12 protein-coding genes are annotated in these 18,665 nt (G+C 44.9%); 3 read left to right on the top strand and 9 right to left on the bottom strand.

Annotated features, from left to right (window positions below):
- Window positions 1-19: 19 nt before the first annotated feature.
- Window positions 20-1,582, top strand: a complete 1,563-nt coding sequence (locus tag AC060N_RS10360) for a nucleoside-triphosphatase (RefSeq protein WP_479523725.1) — start codon at window positions 20-22, stop codon at window positions 1,580-1,582.
- 46 nt (window positions 1,583-1,628) lie between these two features.
- Here the strand turns inward: AC060N_RS10360 and narI are convergent, their stop codons facing one another.
- From narI to AC060N_RS10315, 9 genes are all read right to left on the bottom strand, one after another.
- The gene (gene narI, locus AC060N_RS10355; protein WP_479523724.1) at window positions 1,629-2,306 is read right to left on the bottom strand and encodes a respiratory nitrate reductase subunit gamma; all 678 of its coding nucleotides are present in this window, start codon (window positions 2,304-2,306) and stop codon (window positions 1,629-1,631) included.
- Between the two features lie 12 nt (window positions 2,307-2,318).
- A complete protein-coding gene (narJ, locus tag AC060N_RS10350) occupies window positions 2,319-2,948 on the bottom strand; it encodes a nitrate reductase molybdenum cofactor assembly chaperone (RefSeq protein WP_479523723.1) in 630 nt (209 codons plus the stop codon).
- Window positions 2,949-2,950: 2 nt separating this feature from the next.
- A complete protein-coding gene (gene narH / locus AC060N_RS10345; RefSeq protein ID WP_479523722.1) occupies window positions 2,951-4,429 on the bottom strand; it encodes a nitrate reductase subunit beta in 1,479 nt (492 codons plus the stop codon).
- A gap of 24 nt (window positions 4,430-4,453) precedes the next feature.
- Window positions 4,454-8,182: a nitrate reductase subunit alpha gene (locus tag AC060N_RS10340; protein WP_479523721.1), complete on the bottom strand. Its 3,729-nt coding sequence runs from the start codon at window positions 8,180-8,182 to the stop codon at window positions 4,454-4,456.
- A 35-nt stretch (window positions 8,183-8,217) separates the two neighbouring features.
- Window positions 8,218-9,504, bottom strand: coding sequence for an MFS transporter (locus AC060N_RS10335; RefSeq protein ID WP_479523720.1), 1,287 nt, complete (start codon window positions 9,502-9,504; stop codon window positions 8,218-8,220).
- A 289-nt stretch (window positions 9,505-9,793) separates the two neighbouring features.
- Window positions 9,794-11,083, bottom strand: coding sequence for an alginate export family protein (locus AC060N_RS10330; RefSeq protein ID WP_479523719.1), 1,290 nt, complete (start codon window positions 11,081-11,083; stop codon window positions 9,794-9,796).
- Window positions 11,084-11,270: 187 nt separating this feature from the next.
- Window positions 11,271-11,759, bottom strand: coding sequence for a hypothetical protein (locus AC060N_RS10325; RefSeq protein ID WP_479523718.1), 489 nt, complete (start codon window positions 11,757-11,759; stop codon window positions 11,271-11,273).
- A gap of 751 nt (window positions 11,760-12,510) precedes the next feature.
- On the bottom strand, window positions 12,511-13,419 hold the full coding sequence (locus AC060N_RS10320) for an Abi family protein (protein ID WP_479523717.1): 909 nt from the start codon (window positions 13,417-13,419) through the stop codon (window positions 12,511-12,513).
- Between the two features lie 444 nt (window positions 13,420-13,863).
- Entirely contained in the window at window positions 13,864-14,736 is an 873-nt protein-coding gene (locus AC060N_RS10315; protein WP_479523716.1) for an AraC family transcriptional regulator, read from the bottom strand.
- A 114-nt stretch (window positions 14,737-14,850) separates the two neighbouring features.
- On the opposite strand from AC060N_RS10315, the gene AC060N_RS10310 reads away from it, so the two are divergent.
- Together AC060N_RS10310 and AC060N_RS10305 are read left to right on the top strand one after the other, a co-directional pair.
- Complete coding sequence (locus tag AC060N_RS10310; protein WP_479523715.1) at window positions 14,851-15,993, top strand: acyltransferase family protein; 1,143 nt, start codon at window positions 14,851-14,853, stop codon at window positions 15,991-15,993.
- Window positions 15,994-16,001: 8 nt separating this feature from the next.
- Window positions 16,002-18,659: a DUF5916 domain-containing protein gene (locus AC060N_RS10305; protein WP_479523714.1), complete on the top strand. Its 2,658-nt coding sequence runs from the start codon at window positions 16,002-16,004 to the stop codon at window positions 18,657-18,659.
- Window positions 18,660-18,665 lie beyond the last annotated feature (6 nt).

Here is an 18,665-nt window from a genome sequence, read left to right as displayed (position 1 = left end):
GCTACTCACCGGAATTGGATTGATTGTATTGATTTCGGTGAGCTATCTATGGAATGAAAAGGGTTTGTTTTGGCGGGCTGGTTTGATAACGGCCATTTTGAAGACTTTATCACCAAGTGCTGTTATTTTTGGGCCGATGATTGCCATTTTTGCCGAATCAGTATTGCTTGAATTTTCCACGTTGCTTTTGGGGCGCACCATAGCCGGTTATTTAACTGGAGCCGCACTGGCTGTTTCATGGAATCTGGTTCAGCGAATCATCAACTTAATTATTTTTTACGGTTTTCATATTGTTGAGCTTTACACTCATCTTGTTGAGATGGCTGAAAAAGAGATGCAACTCCATTTCCAGACAGTTTGGATGCCGATTTTAATTTTCTCAGGGATTTATGTTTTTTTGGGAATAGTATATGGTTTTGTGGGGATAAAAATTGGACGGAAGCTACGAAATGAACAAGACTTGTACCGACCAGAAAGAAGCGCTTCTACATTATCTTCCAGACAAAACCCGCAAAGAGGCAAATTTGATTATTCACTCAACTGGTTGTTTGTGGATGTCATTCTCCTGATCGGCTCCTTACTTCTACTCAGTTTTTTCCCCTGGGAAGTATGGAGTATAGCGATTATTCTCATTGGGACCATCTGGGCTACCCGATATAAACGTGCATTCCGGCAGATTGCACGGCCAAAGTTTTGGATATATTTTGTTTTCATCACCATGCTCGTTGCATTCGTCTTTAATGGCGATTCCACTACAGGTGAGCGAGTGCTTATTGGTTTACAGATGAATTTCCGTGCGGCGGTCATTATCATGGGTTTTTCGGTGCTGGGGACGGAACTCTACCATCCTAAAATCCGACGTTTCTTTCAACGAAATTCTTTCAATAGTCTGTCGATTGCCTTAGAACTTTCTTTTAACAGTTTGCCCTCAGCTGTAGACAATTTGCCCAACGTTCAATCTTTCTTCCGGAAGCCGATTACTCTTTTTTATGAGATACTGTCGCAGGCTGAAGAACGTTTAACGGAAATGAAAAAGCAAAAACGGGTGCATTCCAGGATATTTATCCTCAGCGGAGAACGTGGGCAAGGAAAGACCCGCTACATCCGTGAAATCATCAACTTGTTTCGGCAAGAAGAAATTACAGTCGGCGGTATTTATTCTGATCGGGTTATGAATGAAGGTAGAACGATCGGATATGACGTTGTTGATATCAAAAGCGGAGAACGTGGGGCTTTTCTTCGATTAAACGGAGAACCTCAACTTGAACAGATTGGCCGGTATTACATTCATCCGAATGGACTACGTATGGGAACAAACAGTTTGCTGACAGACGGTTCTGATTGCGACATTGTTGTTATTGATGAAGTTGGTCAATTGGAGCTGAAAGACAGAGGGTGGTCCGATAGCCTAAATCAATTGCTCCATAGGAATCAGCGTCATCTTTTATTGACGACAAGAACGCGATATGCTAAGGACCTTATCAGCAGGTTAAACGGAGCGGATATATCTGTTTATGACCTTTCGGCCTACAAACCGGAAGCCATCGGGCATTCGATTTTAAGTCATATTCGTAACGAGTGAATCCACCGGAAGTTGTTTATTAAAAACAGTTCTATTTAGCCGTTTCTCATCTTCTTCGCACCAACTGGTATCCTGAACGAAAGAAGTAGGCTACAGGTAAAACCATTATGTGCATTAATTTAGTGTAAGGAAATATGATGAAGATGAATAGCCCGACTACAATGTGTAGTTTGTAAATTAAGCTATGGCCGGCAATGACCGCGCCGGCATCAGGCTGAAAGGTGATAATTTTTTGTGCCCATTCGCCCAGCGCCGCATAATTTTCCACCGAAGAGGTGGCAGTAGTAGTCATGGAAGCCAGGCCTAATCCCACTTCTACCAACAGCAGAAAAATAATGAAATAGTCTTGCGGGCTGCTGTTTAGTCGGATTCGTTCATTCCGAAACCGTCTGATGATTAGGATGATGATTCCAATGAAAGTAAGGGTTCCAAAAACAGCCCCTAGAGATACGGCCAAGACTCGCTTGGTAGCGGTCGTCATGACCAGGTGGTATAATTTTTCGGGGGTGAAGAGGCCTGTAAAATGACCTATGAACACCAGGATTATGCCATAATGAAAAAGGTTGCTGCCCCATTTCAATCCATCTCCGGCCAGGAATTGACCGGATTTTGCCTGAATGGTCCGGGATGTTTTCACAATCCGTGTAATAAGACCAAACCAGAAGACTGCCATCGCGATATGCGGCAGGTAAGTAAATAGAAAGTTATTGACGTAGTTTTCCATGATCCAATTCTTTTAGTGACAGGTTGAGCAACCGTTATCTCCGCCAAAACGGATGGGGTCTTCACTGTATTCTTTATCTAGATTCATCGGCTTTTCCGCCTCAGTGAGGGAACTGACCTTGTCCATTTCCGGTTGTTTGGCGGAGAGTGAAATAATAGCGCTGAAAATATATTGATAAGTATTCTCCTTTTCCTGCAGTTTTTGGTAAACCTTGCCGATGATGGTGATCGGTTCAGAGAGAAATTCAGCGGCCACCTGTGTTGAAGAGGAAAGCGAAATGAATTCCAGGAATGCGGGCAGGTAATCGGGCAATTCGTTTGTTTTCCATTCTAGGCCTGCCTCCTCGTAAAAACGTATCAAATCCACCATCGCCTGTCCACGGTCTCTCGAGTCACCATGCACATGTTCAAAAAGATGCAGGGAAACCGACCGGGAATAATCGAAAAGCTGAACATAGTGTGCCTGCCATTTTGTTAATTCCTCGTTCGAAAAGACATCGATAAAATTCTGTATGCCTTTCATCTGTTCATCCCTCAATAATTCCTCCTGTCTGAGGAGCATAAGGCAATCCGGCAGGAAATTCTTCAACTCCTTTTGAGGATATGAGAGTAGCAGAGATAGTATTTTATAAGTTTTTATCATGGCTATATTCCTCCGAATAAGTTGGTTCGTGGGCGGTTTGCATTATTGGTATCAAATCCTTTTTCGGCTTTCTCCCGGTAGGCATCTTCATCTGATTTAACCATGCGGGTTGGAAGAACATAACGGTCTTTATAGTCCGCGAGTGCCAGATAGCGGTACATTTCACTGACTTGTATTTCAGAAAGGCCAGCTTCCTGCAGAATATCAGGATTGGGAGATTCTTCCAATGATTCAGCCCGCATCCAGGCCCTCATGGCCAACATTTTTTTCAGTGCGCTGGTAACCGGTTTTTCTTTACCGCCTGTAAAAAGATTGGCCAGGTATTTGATTGGGATTCGCAGGGACTCCACATCGGGTAATATTCCGTTAATCCCCAGTTCTCCACTGTCAACGGCGGTTTGAACAGGCGACAGAGGAGGTATATACCAGACCATGGGTAAGGTGCGGAATTCTGGGTGGAGAGGTAGCGCTAATTTCCAATCCATCACCATTTTATACACGGGTGATGCAGCTGCTGCTTTTAGGTAGTTTTCCGTCATCCCCTGTTTCCTTGCCTCTTTGATAACTTCGGGGTCGTGTGGGTCAAGAAAAACTTTTAACTGAGCTTCGTATAAATCTTCTGTTTCGGGAGTTGAAGCCAACGATTTGATTTGGTCCTGATCATACAACATAACGCCCAAATACCTTATTCGTCCGACACAGGATTCAGAACAGATGGTTGGTTCGCCATTCTCGATTTTCGGAAAGCAGAGGGTGCATTTTTCCGATTTCTTACTCTGCCAGTTGAAATAGATTTTCTTATAGGGACAGGCACTGACACACTCGCGCCAACCACGACAGGCATCCTGGTCGATTAGTACAATACCGTCCTCTTCCCGTTTGTATATGGCGCCTGATGGACAAGCAGCTACACAGGTGGGATTCAGGCAGTGCTCACACAGACGAGGAAGATAGAGCATGAATGCATTTTCAAATTCCCTGAGAATTTCCTTCTGTACCTGTTCGAAATTCCGGTCCTTGCTTCGTTTGGCAAACGTACCTCCCAGGTTGTCTTCCCAATTGGGGCCCTTCTCAATCTTATCCATCAACTTACCGGTTATCATCGAATATGGTCTTGCTGATGGAGGTGTTTTGAATTTGGCCTGTTTGTGCAGAATGGAGTAGTTAAATGTAAAAGGTTCGTAATAATCGTCAATCTGTGGCAGATGAGGATTGGCAAATATTCCTTTCATGATTCCGACTTTGCTTCCCATGCGGGGATGCAGCGCCCCTTTGTCCAGCTTCCATCCACCCTGGTAGTGCTCCTGATTTTCCCAATCAGTTGGGTAGCCTGTTCCGGGTTTGGTTTCCACATTATTAAACCAGGCATATTCCATTCCCTGACGGGTAGTCCATACGTTTTTGCAAGTAACGGAGCACGTGTGGCAACCGATACATTTGTCCAGGTTTAACACCATTCCTATCTGAGCACGAATTCTCATAATCAGTAATTTACTCTGTTATTATCAACCGATTTCCTCATCTTTCCATTCTACATTCTCCAATTTACGTATGACCACAATTTCATCGCGGTTCGAACCGATGGTTCCGTAATAATTAAAACCATAAGCCAGTTGTGCATATCCGCCTATCATGTGGGTTGGCTTTAGGCTCAACCGTTCGAGGGAATTGTGTACACCACCGCGGTTGCCAGTTTCCTGACTGACCGGCATGTTGACGGTCCGCTCCTGGTTATGGTAATAGACCAGAGCCCCCTCCGGAATGCGTTGTGATACAATCACTCTCGTTACCGACGCACCATTCTGGTTGAAGATTTCCACCCAGTCGTTATCTACAAGCTTAATTTTTTCGGCGTCCTTCTCACTCATCCATACCACCGGACCACCTCTTCCCAGGGTAAGCATAAGAAGGTTATCAGACCATGAGGAGTGGATTGTCCATTTGTTGTGAGGGGTCATCATGTTAATGACCAGGTAATTTCCGTCTGATGGTAGTTTTTGAAGGATTCTTTCCACCGATTTCGTCTGAATGGGAGGTTTATAGCAAACCAGGTTTTCACCGTAGGCCCTCATCCATGGGTGGTCCTGATAAAGCGTTTGCCTACCTGTGAGGGTACGCCAGGGAATCAGCTCATGGACATTGGTGTAGCCAGCATTGTAAGAAACCTCCTCCGAATCGATTCCGCTCCAAATGGGGGAAGTGATTATCTTCCGGGGTTGCACCAGGATATCATGATACCTTATTTTTTCGTCGGCGCGGCTTGCAGCCAATGCGTGGTGATTTCTGCCAGTTACTTTTTCCAATGCTTTCCACGCTTTTACAGCAACGTTGCCATTGGTTTCCGGAGCCAGGCTCAGAATCACTTCTGCTGCCTGAATATCTGTCCTGATTTGCGGCAACCCTTGAGCACTTGTCTCCTCTGAAACAGCGTGATTCAGTTGCTTCAAAAACTCAACTTCCTCTTCCGTATTCCAGCTAATGCCTTTCGCCCCGTTTCCGGCACTCTTCATCAGTGGCCCCAAAGAGGTAAAGCGATTATATGTTTCCGGATAGTTGCGTTCTACGGTGATGATTTTGGGCATATTAATCCCGGGTTTTGGCTCTTTCCCGTCATGTTTCCAATCGCTGGCGTCTGTCGTTTCTGACATCTCCATGGGAGAATCATGTTGCAGCGGCAAGAGAACTACATCTTTTTCGTTACTCAAATGACCGATGGAAAGTTCGGAGAACTTTTTAGCCAGTCCCTTGTATATATCCCAATCTGAACGCGATTCCCATACCGGGTCAACAGCCTGATGAAAAGGATGAATGAAAGGATGCATATCAGAAGTACTCAGGTCATTCTTTTCGTACCAGGAGGCAGCTGGCAGCAAAATATCGGAATGAAGAGCTGTTGTAGACATTCGGAAATCGGCTGTAACGAGCAAATCCAGTTTACCTTCGGGCGCCTGATCGTGCCAGTTTACTTCGGATGGTAACGGTTGCCCGCTGGCTTTCAGATCGTTTCCTAAAACACCGTTTTGGGCACCCAGCAGGTGTTTCATGAAATACTCCATTCCTTTGGCACTTGAGCCCAGCAGGTTGGAGCGCCAAACAAACAGGTTACGGGGAAAGTTAACCGGATTATCCGGGTCCTCCGAAGCAAAATGTATTTCACCACTTTTTAGTTTCTCCAGGGCATAATCTTCCGGCTTCTTCCCGGCTTTTTCCGCTTCACCAGCCAGTTTTACCGGATTAGCATTTAGCTGCGGTGAAGAAGGTAACCATCCCATTCGTTCGGCCTTCACGTTACAGTCTACCATGGTTAGGTTTTTCCAAAGCTTTTGGTCAGCCAGGGGAGAGAGTAATTCATCCAGCTGCACTTTTTCGTAACGCCACTGGTCGCTGTGAAGATAAAAATAGGAGGTTGTATTCATATGGCGGGGAGGCCGGTTCCAGTCGAGACCGAAAGCCAGCGGTAACCAACCGGTTTGCGGCCTTAACTTCTCTTGTCCAACATAGTGCGACCAACCACCACCAGATTGCCCCACACATCCACAGAAGACGAGCATATTGATAGCGCTCCGGTAGATCATATCGGTATGGAACCAGTGGTTGACACCTGCTCCGATGATGATCATCGACCGTCCTCTAGTTTTTGCTGCATTTTCGGCAAACTGGCGGGCGACAGTAATCACCTGTTCTTTGGGAACGCCGGTTATTTGCTCCTGCCATAATGGTGTATAGGGTAGATTCTCGTCGTAGCTTTTCGCTGCATTATGGTCATTCAATCCACAGTCGAGGCCATAATTGGCCACCATCAGATCGAAGACGGTGCAACACAAGGATTCTCCCTCATTGGTGTGGATTCTTTGTACCGGAATTTTGTGCGAAATAATATCGTCATGCTCCGATGCATTGAAGTGTTGATGTTTATAGGTTGGCCCGCCAAAGTATGGAAATGCCACATCAATTATTTCGTCATGTTTCTCTAATACAGACAAGAGCGGCTGAATATCCTTCCCGGTGCGGGCATCCTTCATTTCCAGGTTCCATTTCTGGCTCTTATCCCATCGTGAACCGATGGTTCCGTTTGGTACCGATAATTCACCGGAACTTTCATCCCGAAGTACCGGTTTCCATTCAGGAGATTTATCGACATTTAGCTTATTGTCAAAATCGGAGGCCCGTAGCAATGCGCCAGCGACATAACCCTTTTCGTGCTTCTCCAGTTTTACCAGGAAGGGGAGGTCGGAATATTGTCGCACATACTCATCAAAATAGGCTGTTTTTTGCTCCAGAAAGAATTCCTTGAGTATTACATGCCCCATAGCCATTCCCAGGGCCGCATCCGTTCCCTGTTTGGGTTTCATCCACAGGTCGGAAAACTTGGCTGCGTCGTTGTAGTCAGGAGCAATCACTACCGTTTTGGTCCCTTTATAACGTACCTGGGTAAAAAATGGAGAATCGGGTGTCCGGGTGACCGGCACGTTGGAGCCCCAGAGCATGAGAAAAGAGGAGTTGTACCAGTCGGCACTTTCAGGTACGTCGGTTTGTTCACCCCAAGTCTGTGGCGATGCCGGTGGCAAATCGCAATAAAAGTCGTAGAAGCTTAAAACGGAACCACCGATAAGACTCAGGTACCGGGTACCAGCAGCATAAGAAACCATCGACATGGCCGGAATGGGCGAGAATCCTGCTATCCTGTCGGGGCCAAATTTTTTGATGGTATAAATATTAGCGGCAGCGATGATTTCATTGACCTCTTCCCAGTCTGCTCTGACAAATCCACCAAGACCACGCTCGGCCTTGTATTTTTTAGAGATAACTGTGTCTTCCATTATGGCTTGCCAAGCTTCGACCGGGTCACTGCAGTTCAGTTTGGCTTTGCGGTAAGCATCGATTAGTGTTCCCCGCACCATGGGATGTTTTACGCGGTTGGCACTGTACAGGTACCACGAATAGCTGGCACCCCGTGGGCAACCACGCGGTTCGTGGTTTGGAAGGTCGGGCCGGGTTTCGGGATAATCGGTTTGCTGGATTTCCCAGGTCACCAAACCGTTCTTTACAAATACTTTCCATGAGCAGGAACCTGTGCAGTTCACTCCGTGAGTTGAACGAACAATTTTATCGTACTGCCATCTATTCCTGTAGAATTGTTCGCTGTCGCGGTTTCGTTCTGTTGTAACGATGTGTCGGTCCGTGGTTTTTTCTGCCACCCTGCTAAAGTAGAAAAGCCGGTTTAATAAACTCATGCTAATGATTTTCAGATTTGAAAGATGTTGTCAATCTAATTTTCCGCAACTGGTTTACTTTTTAGCAACCGGTAAATAATGAACATATTGATGGCAGCTAAAAGAACAAAAACAAAGAAACCGCGTGCATAACCAATTTTTCCATAGCTATCCGCTATAGCTCCCATTACCGGAGGGATTACAAAACCACCGAATGCGCCCAGTCCGCCAACCCATCCGGCTGCACCACCTACCGATTTAGGGACATAATGAGGAACCAGTTTAAAAACAGCAGCATTGTTAAATCCCATCCCGGCAGCCAGTACAATAGCCGCCAGTATGCCAATGACTGAACTTTGCGTGATTGAAAGTACAATGGCAGAAAGCAAAACCAGAACCATGGCCAGCAGGCTCATTTTTTCCCCTCCTGCCTTATCGGCGAAAGAGCCACCTGGTACCCTAAGCAGCGATGCCAGTAGCGAGAAAATGGCGGTAAACAGACCAGCTTTCACACCACTGAATCCCTGAAACTGATTCCAATAAGTGGGAAACCAGGCAGTGAGGGCTATAAAACCGCCGAATGTGGTAAAATAAAGGACAACCAGTGCCCAGGTGTTTTTCACTTTTGCAGAATTGATTAGGCTATCTTTGACCCCACCTGAAGGGAAAATTTCCTGTCCGAGCTTTTTGGCTTCCTCCTTACTATCGTCAACACTCATTTTGGCATCACGAAACTGAAAAAAATAGGCATTTACACCCAGCTTAGCATAAATCAGAAGGCCAATAAAAAGGAAAATAAACCAGGCAAAGTAAGCCGATATGAAGCCATAGTGAGCAAGATATAACGGCAGGATAAGCGAGAATATACCTGGTGCCAGGTTTCCTAAACCGGCATAAGTGCCCAACGCTTTACCTTGTTTTTTCTGAGGATACCAATAGGAGGTTTGTCCAATTCCTACCGAAAAGGTGGCAATACCACAACCGCTGAGGAATCCAAAGAATAAAATCAGGCCATACATACCCTGCATATGGTTTGGATAGCTAAAGTGCAGCAACAGGGTGACTCCTCCCAAACCGATGACTGACAACAAGAGGAGAATAAAAAATGGTTTTTTTCCTCCTGTTGTATCAACCCAGGCCCCGAAAGGGATGCGCAATAACGACCCGGAAAGTGAAGGAATTGCCACCAGTAGTCCCAGGAGAGTGGAGCTGATTCCCATTGCATCTTTAAAATTTACGGCGGTTGGACCATAGAGCGAGACGGCTGCGAAGCCGAAGAAGAAACCCAGGGTGGTTCCTAGTAAGCCCCGTTTAGGTGTGCCTTTTACCTGAAAAGTATCCATAATAGCTAATTGATTTTGTTAACCACAGAACAGTGGCGGATATCTGATTGTTTTTTACATCCTATCTTAATCTATTGCGGGTCAGTAGTTTGTATTTAGACTGACTTAAAAGAAGCAGGAGAAAATCCCGAAACTCCGGAAGTATCACAAGACTTTACTCATATTCGAAGCCTGAATGTCGGAAAGCGAATATTGTCATATCATTTAGTGAAATGGCCGGAAAAAATAACCCGGGATTGAAAGGTCAAAATTATATTTTCAATGCCCGGGTTTAGTCAATTTCCAAAACTCAGAGTTTACTGAAAAAAGTCGGTTTGAACGTAAGCATCAACCACGCCCAATTATTGGAATTTTTGTAGTTTCCACCTTTCAATACCTGAAGAGTTTGTGTTGCCATCATTTGCGAATATCCTCCGCTAACAGATACATCGTTGGAGAAGTTATAATTCGCTGAAAAATCGATTTCAGCTCCCAGGTTACTCTTATAATCCTTCCAGGTTCCGTCACCTTGTAAAGCCGATACTTTTGCAGCAGCAAAGAAATAATGGGGGATTAATTTGAACGTAAACTTATTTACTTTTTGAGTTAATGGTAGACTCACATCAAACAAACCATTGCTGTACATGAAGTTTCCTACGTAAAAGTAGTCCATCCAGCCATCAAACTTATGGTTCGTTCCGTAAAAGGGTTTGAATGATTTATCCGTTTGGTTCAAAGCCTGTTCTTTGGAAGAAGTCCCCGAAAGATATTCGCCCCCCAGGCCGAATGTAAATTCAGATGGCAATGAATAGGTAACACCAGCTGCAGCATATTCTGCGGAGAGGGTCTTATCGAGTTTGTTTTTCCCTCCCTGATAATAGAACGAGGCATTAAATTTCAGCGGGTTCGATTTATAGGTAAACCTGCCGCCATAGGTTTGACTGTAAACAACTGTCTGGGAATTATTTAATTCATTATAAGGCATACCGTTGTTTAAAAACAGCAGGCTTAGTCCCGTTTTGCTGAACCGTTCATGGTACCAGATGTACTGAAAGGTTTTATAATTACTAACAAGATAATCAGTCTTATAAAGCGCTTCGCTTTGGGCGTTTTGCGCAATACCAACATCTATTTCCGTCGTTTTGTTGGGGCGGTATTTAAAAATCGCTGCATCGTGACTTCTTGCCTGCTGCGTCCAGTCCACACCTCCAAAAATCCTTTGGTCATCGTAAGATATTTCCTGCCTTCCGATTTTGAAAGCCAGCTTTTTACTAAAGATCATTTCGCCCCATGCCTGGTGAATAGCTGTCCCGTAAACATCAGAGCTGTTGAGCTGCGGAACATCGCCCCACACGCGAACGTTCTGTAATGCGATGCCAAATTTAAACATCTTACTTCCGTAGGAAAGATTCAGTCTCGTACGCTGCGATATGAAATTGGCTGCTGAATTTCCATCCGGGATAATTGTCTTATAACCATGGCGAAATTCGTACCGGGGACGGATTTCTCCCGAAAAAGTGAGTGATTGAGCATTCAAATTCCCTCCCCAAAAGGGAAAAAGAATCGAAACGATTACAAATAGATGAAATATTTTTTTCATGCTTTTATTGTTAAACTGATTAGAAAATAGTTGCCGTTGTTAATCAACAGAAGTCGCATGATTACCAGGCTCCTGCATTATCTTCGATATACGATGCGACTTTTTAATGAGCAATCGGAAAACCCACATACGGACCCGCCGGGTAAGAGGCCAAAGGCCAATTATTAGAACTCCGGCCCGATGATGATCATCGATCGCCCTTTGGTTTTTGCCGCGTTTTCCGCAAACTGGCGAGCGACGGTGGCACCTGTTCTTTCGGAATACCGGCGATTTGTTCCTGCCATAACGGGATGTAAGGCGGATTTTCATCATAACGCCTAGCTGCATGGGGATTATCAAGCCGCGCTTCTGTCCGTAATGGCCGGTCATGAGAACGAAAACAGTGCAACAGCGCGGTTACTCCGCTCAAACCGGTGACGGATAGCAGGAGCAGAAAAAAAATGTTTTTTTCACCTGTCGTATCGCCCCTGGTCACCAAAGGAATGCCAGGCAGTGAGGAGGTATGGGAGGGAGTAGCCACCAAGAGTCCGAACATCGTGGCGCTCAGTTCTATGAGCTCTTTAAAATTGCCAGAGGGGGGGCCATATAACGAATCGGCTGCAAAGCCAAAGAAGAACCCGAGTGTTGTTCCGGGAGAGCCTCTTCCGGAAGAGCCTTTAACCTGAAGAGTATCCATAATAGCTAATTGATTTTGTTAACCACGGAACAGTAGCGGTTGTCCGATTGTTTTTTATACTCTGACTTAATCTTTTGCAGGTCAGCAGTTTGTATTTAGACTGACTTAAAAGAAGGATGAAGGTTGGGTATCGTAAACAGCTGATATGGGGTTGGCTCAGGCAAAGGTTCAGGCGAAGGCAAAGGTGAAGACGAAGACAGAGAGTGGGAGAATTGGAGACCACTGATTGGCACGGATTTGAATCACGGATTTACGCGGACGGATGACGATGCTTTGGAATGGTGGTGTGGTTGGGGCTTACTGATTTACATAATTAGGTTATAGGACAATCAGGCCCACGGTTGGGTTGTGGGGGTTGTTCCTATGAACTGCATGTTATGTAAATTCAGTTGGTGTTGGCAAGGTTATATTTGGGGCGCAACGCTGCCAGGGGCGCTATGGGGGCAGCGGACTTTTTGTTGGGACACCCGGGAAGGCTACAGCTTTTTGACTTTGCACCTGGGACTATGTAATAGACGGATGAACTGGCTTCAGCAAAACGCACTGAAACCCCGACTTACCGAAAGGCAAAGTGCTGTAACGTGTTGGAGGTGGCCACACAAAAAGTGTGACCCAAATAATACCCGGTGTGTGAGTGTGGGGTGGCTTTTTCTGTAAATACGAATTATGGCAGCGCGCAATGACTACCCGTATGAATTACGCGTATAAATGGCTATGGATACGGATGGGCGCGGATAAAATGGTCGTACCTTCACCACGAGCTATTCCACAAAGGTTCGGTTTCCCAACCCGGAGGGAAGCCCATGGCACCCGGATGGATGTTGTTGTATTTTTTCAACAATGCATTGAAGTCGGCTACCAAGGTGTGTCCGTTGTCGAGGGACTGCAGCAGAAAGATGATAATTGATAAGATGTAGTACGTTCTGTTGTTTTGAATGCTCGTGTTGTTCAACCATCGCAAATTGGGAGTTGTAGGATAGGCTGGCTGTATCCGCATCACTCTGTTCCACAGTCGGGAATGATGTGCACAAACGTTTCTGACATAAACGAGACTATGTAGCCAGGAACCAAACGTCTTATCATCCACGCCAAACCACCGGGCTACTTCCCGTTTACTTCTCCCCGGCTTGAAATTGTTATATAATTTGGACAATGAGCCAAATGACATGATTTCGAATGCCGTCCAGCACGGGGGCAACGGATTTGAATATTTATTTTTAAACGCCCGTATAAACTGGGCATCACTGCGATGGTATTCAATGCTTATTTTATCAATGGTGTCGCTGTGCTTCTTCTTATCAATAAACAGATTCGGGTCGGTGTACCAAAATGCGCCATAATGGTGTGACAGAATGTAAATCATTTTGGCTCTAACCGCAATTTCTATTTTTTCCATTTCGTTGGTGACCAGCTGACGCAGTTCCCGGTCGAACTGATAAATGCGATAGGCTGTATCAAAACTGGCGCCCGCCTTAAACAGGTGTTTTTGTTTATCTGCCAACAGTGGATACCAATACCCGCTTAACCGGTAATAACTTTTTAATTCGAGAAGGCGCAGAAATTCACTCTCATCAGCGATGTTCAGTCCTCGCGATTTTAATTGTTGAAGTTGGTCGGCATAGGAAAGTGCAGGTTTATTGTAAGACACTTTCTTTTTCATAGCAGGTATAAAAATAAAAAGCTCACCCTGAGCGCGCTGTTCTTACGGGAAGCGGGGTAAGCATGTTGTTACAAAGATATAAATTCGATTTTGAATAACACAGATATTCACAGATTTTTATCACGGATTGACACGGAGGGTAGCTCATGTATGGTTTGACGTTGAACGGAGTGAGAGTGCGCAAGGAAAGAAAGCGGGTGCGGACTGGGAGGAAATGACAACGTAGAGGCGTCATGACTAAGGAGGCCGGACCTGCTTTGCGCGGTGCCGAAGGTTGTTGACTGTTGGGTTTTTCGGCAAGGTTGGGCAACGGCCTGCAGGCACGTTGGGATGAAATGGAGAAGGTGAGTAAGGCCATGTAGCAAGTTCTCTAAGAACTACGCTAAAATCCTTCTCCGGCTTGTGAGACCTCCAGTAGGAGAAGACAGGTTACGAGCAACGGGGTTATTTTGCTGAATTTTCCAGTTGACGCCTTGTACGATAATCTTTTGGCGTTACTCCCTTCAGTTTTTTGAAGGTACGGTTATAATAGGGAACATCATTAAAGCCAACAGCGTAGCATATATCAGCGATGGGCATGTTCGTTTCCTGTAACATCAGGCAGGATGAGTCGATGCGGAATTCATTGAGGAAAGTAAAAAATGATTTTCCTTTTGACCGTTTAAAAAAGACACAAAATGACGAACGGTTCATGCCTACGTAATTTGCCACATCATCGAGTGCTATGGAATTTTGGTAGTTATTAAAAGTGAACCGGTATATGTCCTGCATTTTCGCCGTACTTTTATTTTGCTTGCCAAGATAACCTACAATTCGTTTTTCATTCGAAGAAGCAATAACATCCAGCAAATTGAGCAAAGATGACAATTGCTCCAGATTGTTTTGCGACTTCATGGCCACCATTATTTTCTGCAATGTCCCTAAGGTTTTACCCCCAAAAGCTATTGCCTGCTGATACTGCCTGATTTGTGATATCACCTGTTCCGTTTCCGGAAAAACTGTGGTGCATTTCTCCAGCAACGAGTCGGGAAAAATGATAGTGATATTTTCGATTTTTCCTTCTTCATCGTAGTTGTGCTCATCGAAGGACCAGCAATGAGGAATATTGGGCGGAAGCAGCACGACTTCTCCGTGCGAGAAGGTCTCCACCATATCGCCGGCAATGCGTGTTCCGCTACCCGTTATTACATAGGATAGCTCCCATTCAGCATGCTGATGAAAGGTGATTTGTTCGTCCCAAACAATATGAACATGGTCGTAAAAAAAAGACTTGCTATTACCGATGGGAACCTGACAATATTTTATTTCTTCCGGCATACATTCAATTGTATGTGGTCAATATTACAAAAATCCGACAATAATTATTTAAAATGTGACAATAATTCAACGAAGCATTCAGCTTTATTTGTAAAAATTACAATATCCTAACCTATGAATTATACTTCTGCAGCGTCTTTTAAAGACTCCAAAAAGCACTATGAAATTCTTGACGGACTGCGCGGTGTAGCCGCGGTATTGGTTGTTATGTTTCATCTGTTGGAAACATTTACCCACGGTGATAATGCGAAACAAATCATCAATCACGGTTATATGGCCGTGGATTTCTTCTTTGTCCTTTCGGGGTTTGTTATCGGTTATGCCTACGATGACCGCTGGAGTAAAATGAGCCTGGGAAACTTTTTTAAACGTCGGTTAATCCGACTTCACCCAATGATTATCATGGGGATGATCGTTGGAGCTGTTACCTTTTACTTCCAGGGCGGTGCATTCCCGATGATAAATGAAGTGCCGGTGTGGAAAATGCTGCTGGTGATGCTGATTGGCTTTACGTTGCTTCCGGTTCCTCCTTCCCTGGATATCAGGGGCTGGACAGAAATGCATCCCCTTAACGGTCCGGCCTGGTCTCTCTTCTTTGAATACATTGCCAACATTCTATACGCGCTTTTCATTCGGAAGTTTTCCAATAAAGTGCTGGCGGTGCTGGTTTTTATTGCGGGAGCGGCACTACTCCACCTGGCCGTAACCAGTCAGAACGGTGATATTATTGGCGGTTGGTCGATAGATCCCACTCAGCTACGTATTGGCTTTACCCGGTTGCTATACCCGTTTTTTGCCGGCTTATTACTCTCACGTATCAGCAAACCGGGCCATATTAAACATGCTTTCCTTTGGACCAGCCTTTTGTTAATCGTGGTTCTTTCCATCCCCAAAATAGGGGGAAGTGAACATGTTTGGTTGAACGGACTTTATGATGCTTTGGTCATTATTTTTGTATTCCCGCTTATCGTTTTCGTTGGAGCCAGTGGCGAAGTTAACGGAAGATATTCTTCGAAGATTAACAAATTCCTGGGCGATATTTCCTACCCGTTGTACATCACTCACTACCCGTTTATTTACATGTTTATGAGTTGGGTGGAAAAGAACCATATTTCTTCAATCGAATCGTTACCTGTTGCACTCCTTGTTCTCGTCGTAACCATTACCCTGGCTTATGTGAGCGTGAAGTTGTATGATATACCTGTCAGAAGGTGGCTGTCGAAGCGTTTCATGAGTCGCACCAGGGCGGCAAAATAGTCGGAAACATGTACGCAAATAGTTATAGACGGCTGATCGTATTCTTTCTTTTATGGATTGTTTTGATTAGTAATGGATACTCAGCAACTGTGCGATTTTATTCCGGGACTGATAATCGTCCCGGAATAAATAATCGCGAAGATACCGTAAGTCAACCCAAGCGAGTGTATCATACACTACGTATTTCGAAACCCCCAATAATCGATGGCAAACTGGATGACAGTTGCTGGAAGCTTGGGGAGTGGCAAAGCGATTACACCCAATTTTCACCTACTTATAAGGCAAAACCTTCTCACAAGACTGAATTAAAGGTCCTGTATGACGATAAGAGCATCTTTGTGGCTATTCGTGCTTATGATGATATGAAAAAAATGACCCGAAAACTGGGCCGTCGCGATAACTGGGAAGGAGATATTGTGGGAGTACATTTCGATAGTTATTTTGATCACCGGACTGCTTTCGAGTTCGATCTTACTTCTGCCGGGCAAAAACTCGACGTGTGGGTTTCGAATGATGGCTGGGATGAGAACTGGAATGCTGTCTGGTACGGCAAAGTGGCCTACGAGGATTCGGCCTGGACAGCAGAATTTGAAATTCCGCTGAGTCAGTTGCGCTATAGTTCTTCGCCGAATCAGGTCTGGGGACTTAATTCGTGGCGAAGAATTGATCGGTTGCAGGAAGAGGACCAATGGAACCTGGTGGCGAATGACGGTACCGGTTTGGTTTATACTTTTGGTGAGTTGCATGGTCTGAAAGGACTAAAAAAAGCTAAGCGAATAGAATTATCCCCCTATGTTTCGGGTAAGCTAACCACTTCCAGAAAAATTCCCGGCAATCCTTTTGCCAAAGGAGCAGAGTGGAAGGGCCAGGGCGGGTTGGATGCTAAAATTGGCATTACCAACAACTTTACGTTGGATGCAACTATCAATCCCGATTTTGGTCAGGTCGAAGCCGACCCGTCTGTCATGAATCTTTCGGCTTTCGAGACCTATTTTGAAGAGAAACGCCCCTTTTTCGTCGAAGGCAAGAATATTTTTGATTTTACTTTTGATGAAGACCAGTTGTTTTATACGCGCCGTATCGGACATGCTCCATCCTATATCCCTCCTTACGACACCATCAGTATGCCGGAAAACACGACGATTGGAGGTGCACTAAAGTTATCGGGAAAGACAGCCGACGGGTTGTCATTGGGGATTATTGAGTCGTTTACGTTAAAGGAGAAAGCTGATATTTACCACAATGGAGAGAAATCACAACAAGTAGTCGAGCCTTTGACCAACTATTTCATTGGTCGCTTTCAAAAGGATTTTGACAGGGGAAACACGCTGTTTGGAGGAATTATTACTCAAACGCACCGGGCGATTGAAAATAATTACCTAGATTTTCTTTCAAGGGATGCGCTGACCTACGGTCTCGATTTCACCCGGTATTGGAAGGATCGAAAGTATTTTTTTGAAGCAAAAGCAATTGGAAGTAATATCAGTGGAGACCGGGAAGCTATCATCAGGCTACAAACTTCGTCGGCGCGGTACTTCCAGCGACCTGATGTAACAGGAATCACCTTCGACACTGCGCGGACAGCACTAAACGGGTACGGAGCGTCGGTAAAAATCGGAAAATGGAGTAAAGGACACTGGCGGTATAACGAAGAACTGGTGATGCGCTCACCCGGATTGGAGTTAAACGATTTGGGATACATGACTATTTCTAATATCCTGAAAAACAATACCCATATCACTTATGACGAGAAAGAGAATACCCGGGTATTTAAGACCTATACTTTTAACCTGTTGCAGCAAAATGCATGGAATGCTCACGGCGATGGTCTGTATTCGCTGTTTTCGCTGACAGCTGAAACTGAGTTGATGAATAGCTGGACCGCCCAGGTTGTGGGACAGTTCAAATTCCGAACGATTGATGAGCGGTTATTGAGAGGAGGCCCTTCCATGAAAGTTCCTGATTTGTTACAGTATTCCTGGGCTTTCTATACCAACCGGTCTAACAACCTCTACTTTGGGATTACCGGAAATTACCAAAAAGGGTTATCAGGAAACCTGGACTATTTTACGTTTACCCCGGATATTAGCTACCGGCCGTTTTCCAACCTGGTTTTGTCTCTGCAACCGACCTACCTTCGGAACAATGACGAGTTGCAATATATCGGGCAATTCGAAAGAACATCTTCGGATAAAATTTATTTGCTGGGAACCGTTGATAACCGGAACCTGGGCTTTACCTTCCGGGCTGATTTGGCCATTACACCTGAGTTGACGATTCAATACTACGGAAGTCCTTTTGTTTCCATAGGTAAATTCTCCGACTTTAAAGAGGTTGTCAATCCGCTTAATACCAGATATACTGACAGGTTTCATATTGTAACACCGGAAAAAGAAGGATCCATGTATCATTTCGACAGGAATGGGGATGGTGTTGCCGATTACAGTATTCCTAACCCTGATTTTAATTTTCAGCAGTTCAGGAGTAACCTTGTGGTCCGATGGGAATATAAAGCGGGGTCGACATTTTATTTCGTCTGGGCACAAGACAGAACCGCATTTGAACCGGCTGGACCTTTTGACTTCTCAAAGGGCTTTAAGCGAATGTTCAATATTTATCCGAATAATATCTTTATGATCAAGTTTAATTATTGGTTTTCCAGTTAGGGGCAA

The sequence above is a fragment of the Prolixibacter sp. DSM 2831 genome, assembly GCF_056493735.1.
Note: the sequence above shows the minus strand (reverse complement) of the source record. Positions and strands in the feature narration are given on the sequence as shown.

Bases quoted from the DNA above. Each gene is read 5' to 3' on its own strand.
- AC060N_RS10315 (WP_479523716.1), bottom strand. From the start codon at position 14,736: ATGCCGGAAGAAATAAAATATTGTCAGGTTCCCATCGGTAATAGCAAG.
- narJ (WP_479523723.1), bottom strand. From the start codon at position 2,948: ATGATAAAAACTTATAAAATACTATCTCTGCTACTCTCATATCCTCAA.
- AC060N_RS10330 (WP_479523719.1), bottom strand. From the start codon at position 11,083: ATGAAAAAAATATTTCATCTATTTGTAATCGTTTCGATTCTTTTTCCC.
- AC060N_RS10335 (WP_479523720.1), bottom strand. From the start codon at position 9,504: ATGGATACTTTTCAGGTAAAAGGCACACCTAAACGGGGCTTACTAGGA.
- AC060N_RS10305 (WP_479523714.1), top strand. From the start codon at position 16,002: ATGTACGCAAATAGTTATAGACGGCTGATCGTATTCTTTCTTTTATGG.
- AC060N_RS10310 (WP_479523715.1), top strand. From the start codon at position 14,851: ATGAATTATACTTCTGCAGCGTCTTTTAAAGACTCCAAAAAGCACTAT.
- AC060N_RS10325 (WP_479523718.1), bottom strand. From the start codon at position 11,759: ATGGATACTCTTCAGGTTAAAGGCTCTTCCGGAAGAGGCTCTCCCGGA.
- narH (WP_479523722.1), bottom strand. From the start codon at position 4,429: ATGAGAATTCGTGCTCAGATAGGAATGGTGTTAAACCTGGACAAATGT.
- AC060N_RS10340 (WP_479523721.1), bottom strand. From the start codon at position 8,182: ATGAGTTTATTAAACCGGCTTTTCTACTTTAGCAGGGTGGCAGAAAAA.
- AC060N_RS10320 (WP_479523717.1), bottom strand. From the start codon at position 13,419: ATGAAAAAGAAAGTGTCTTACAATAAACCTGCACTTTCCTATGCCGAC.
- narI (WP_479523724.1), bottom strand. From the start codon at position 2,306: ATGGAAAACTACGTCAATAACTTTCTATTTACTTACCTGCCGCATATC.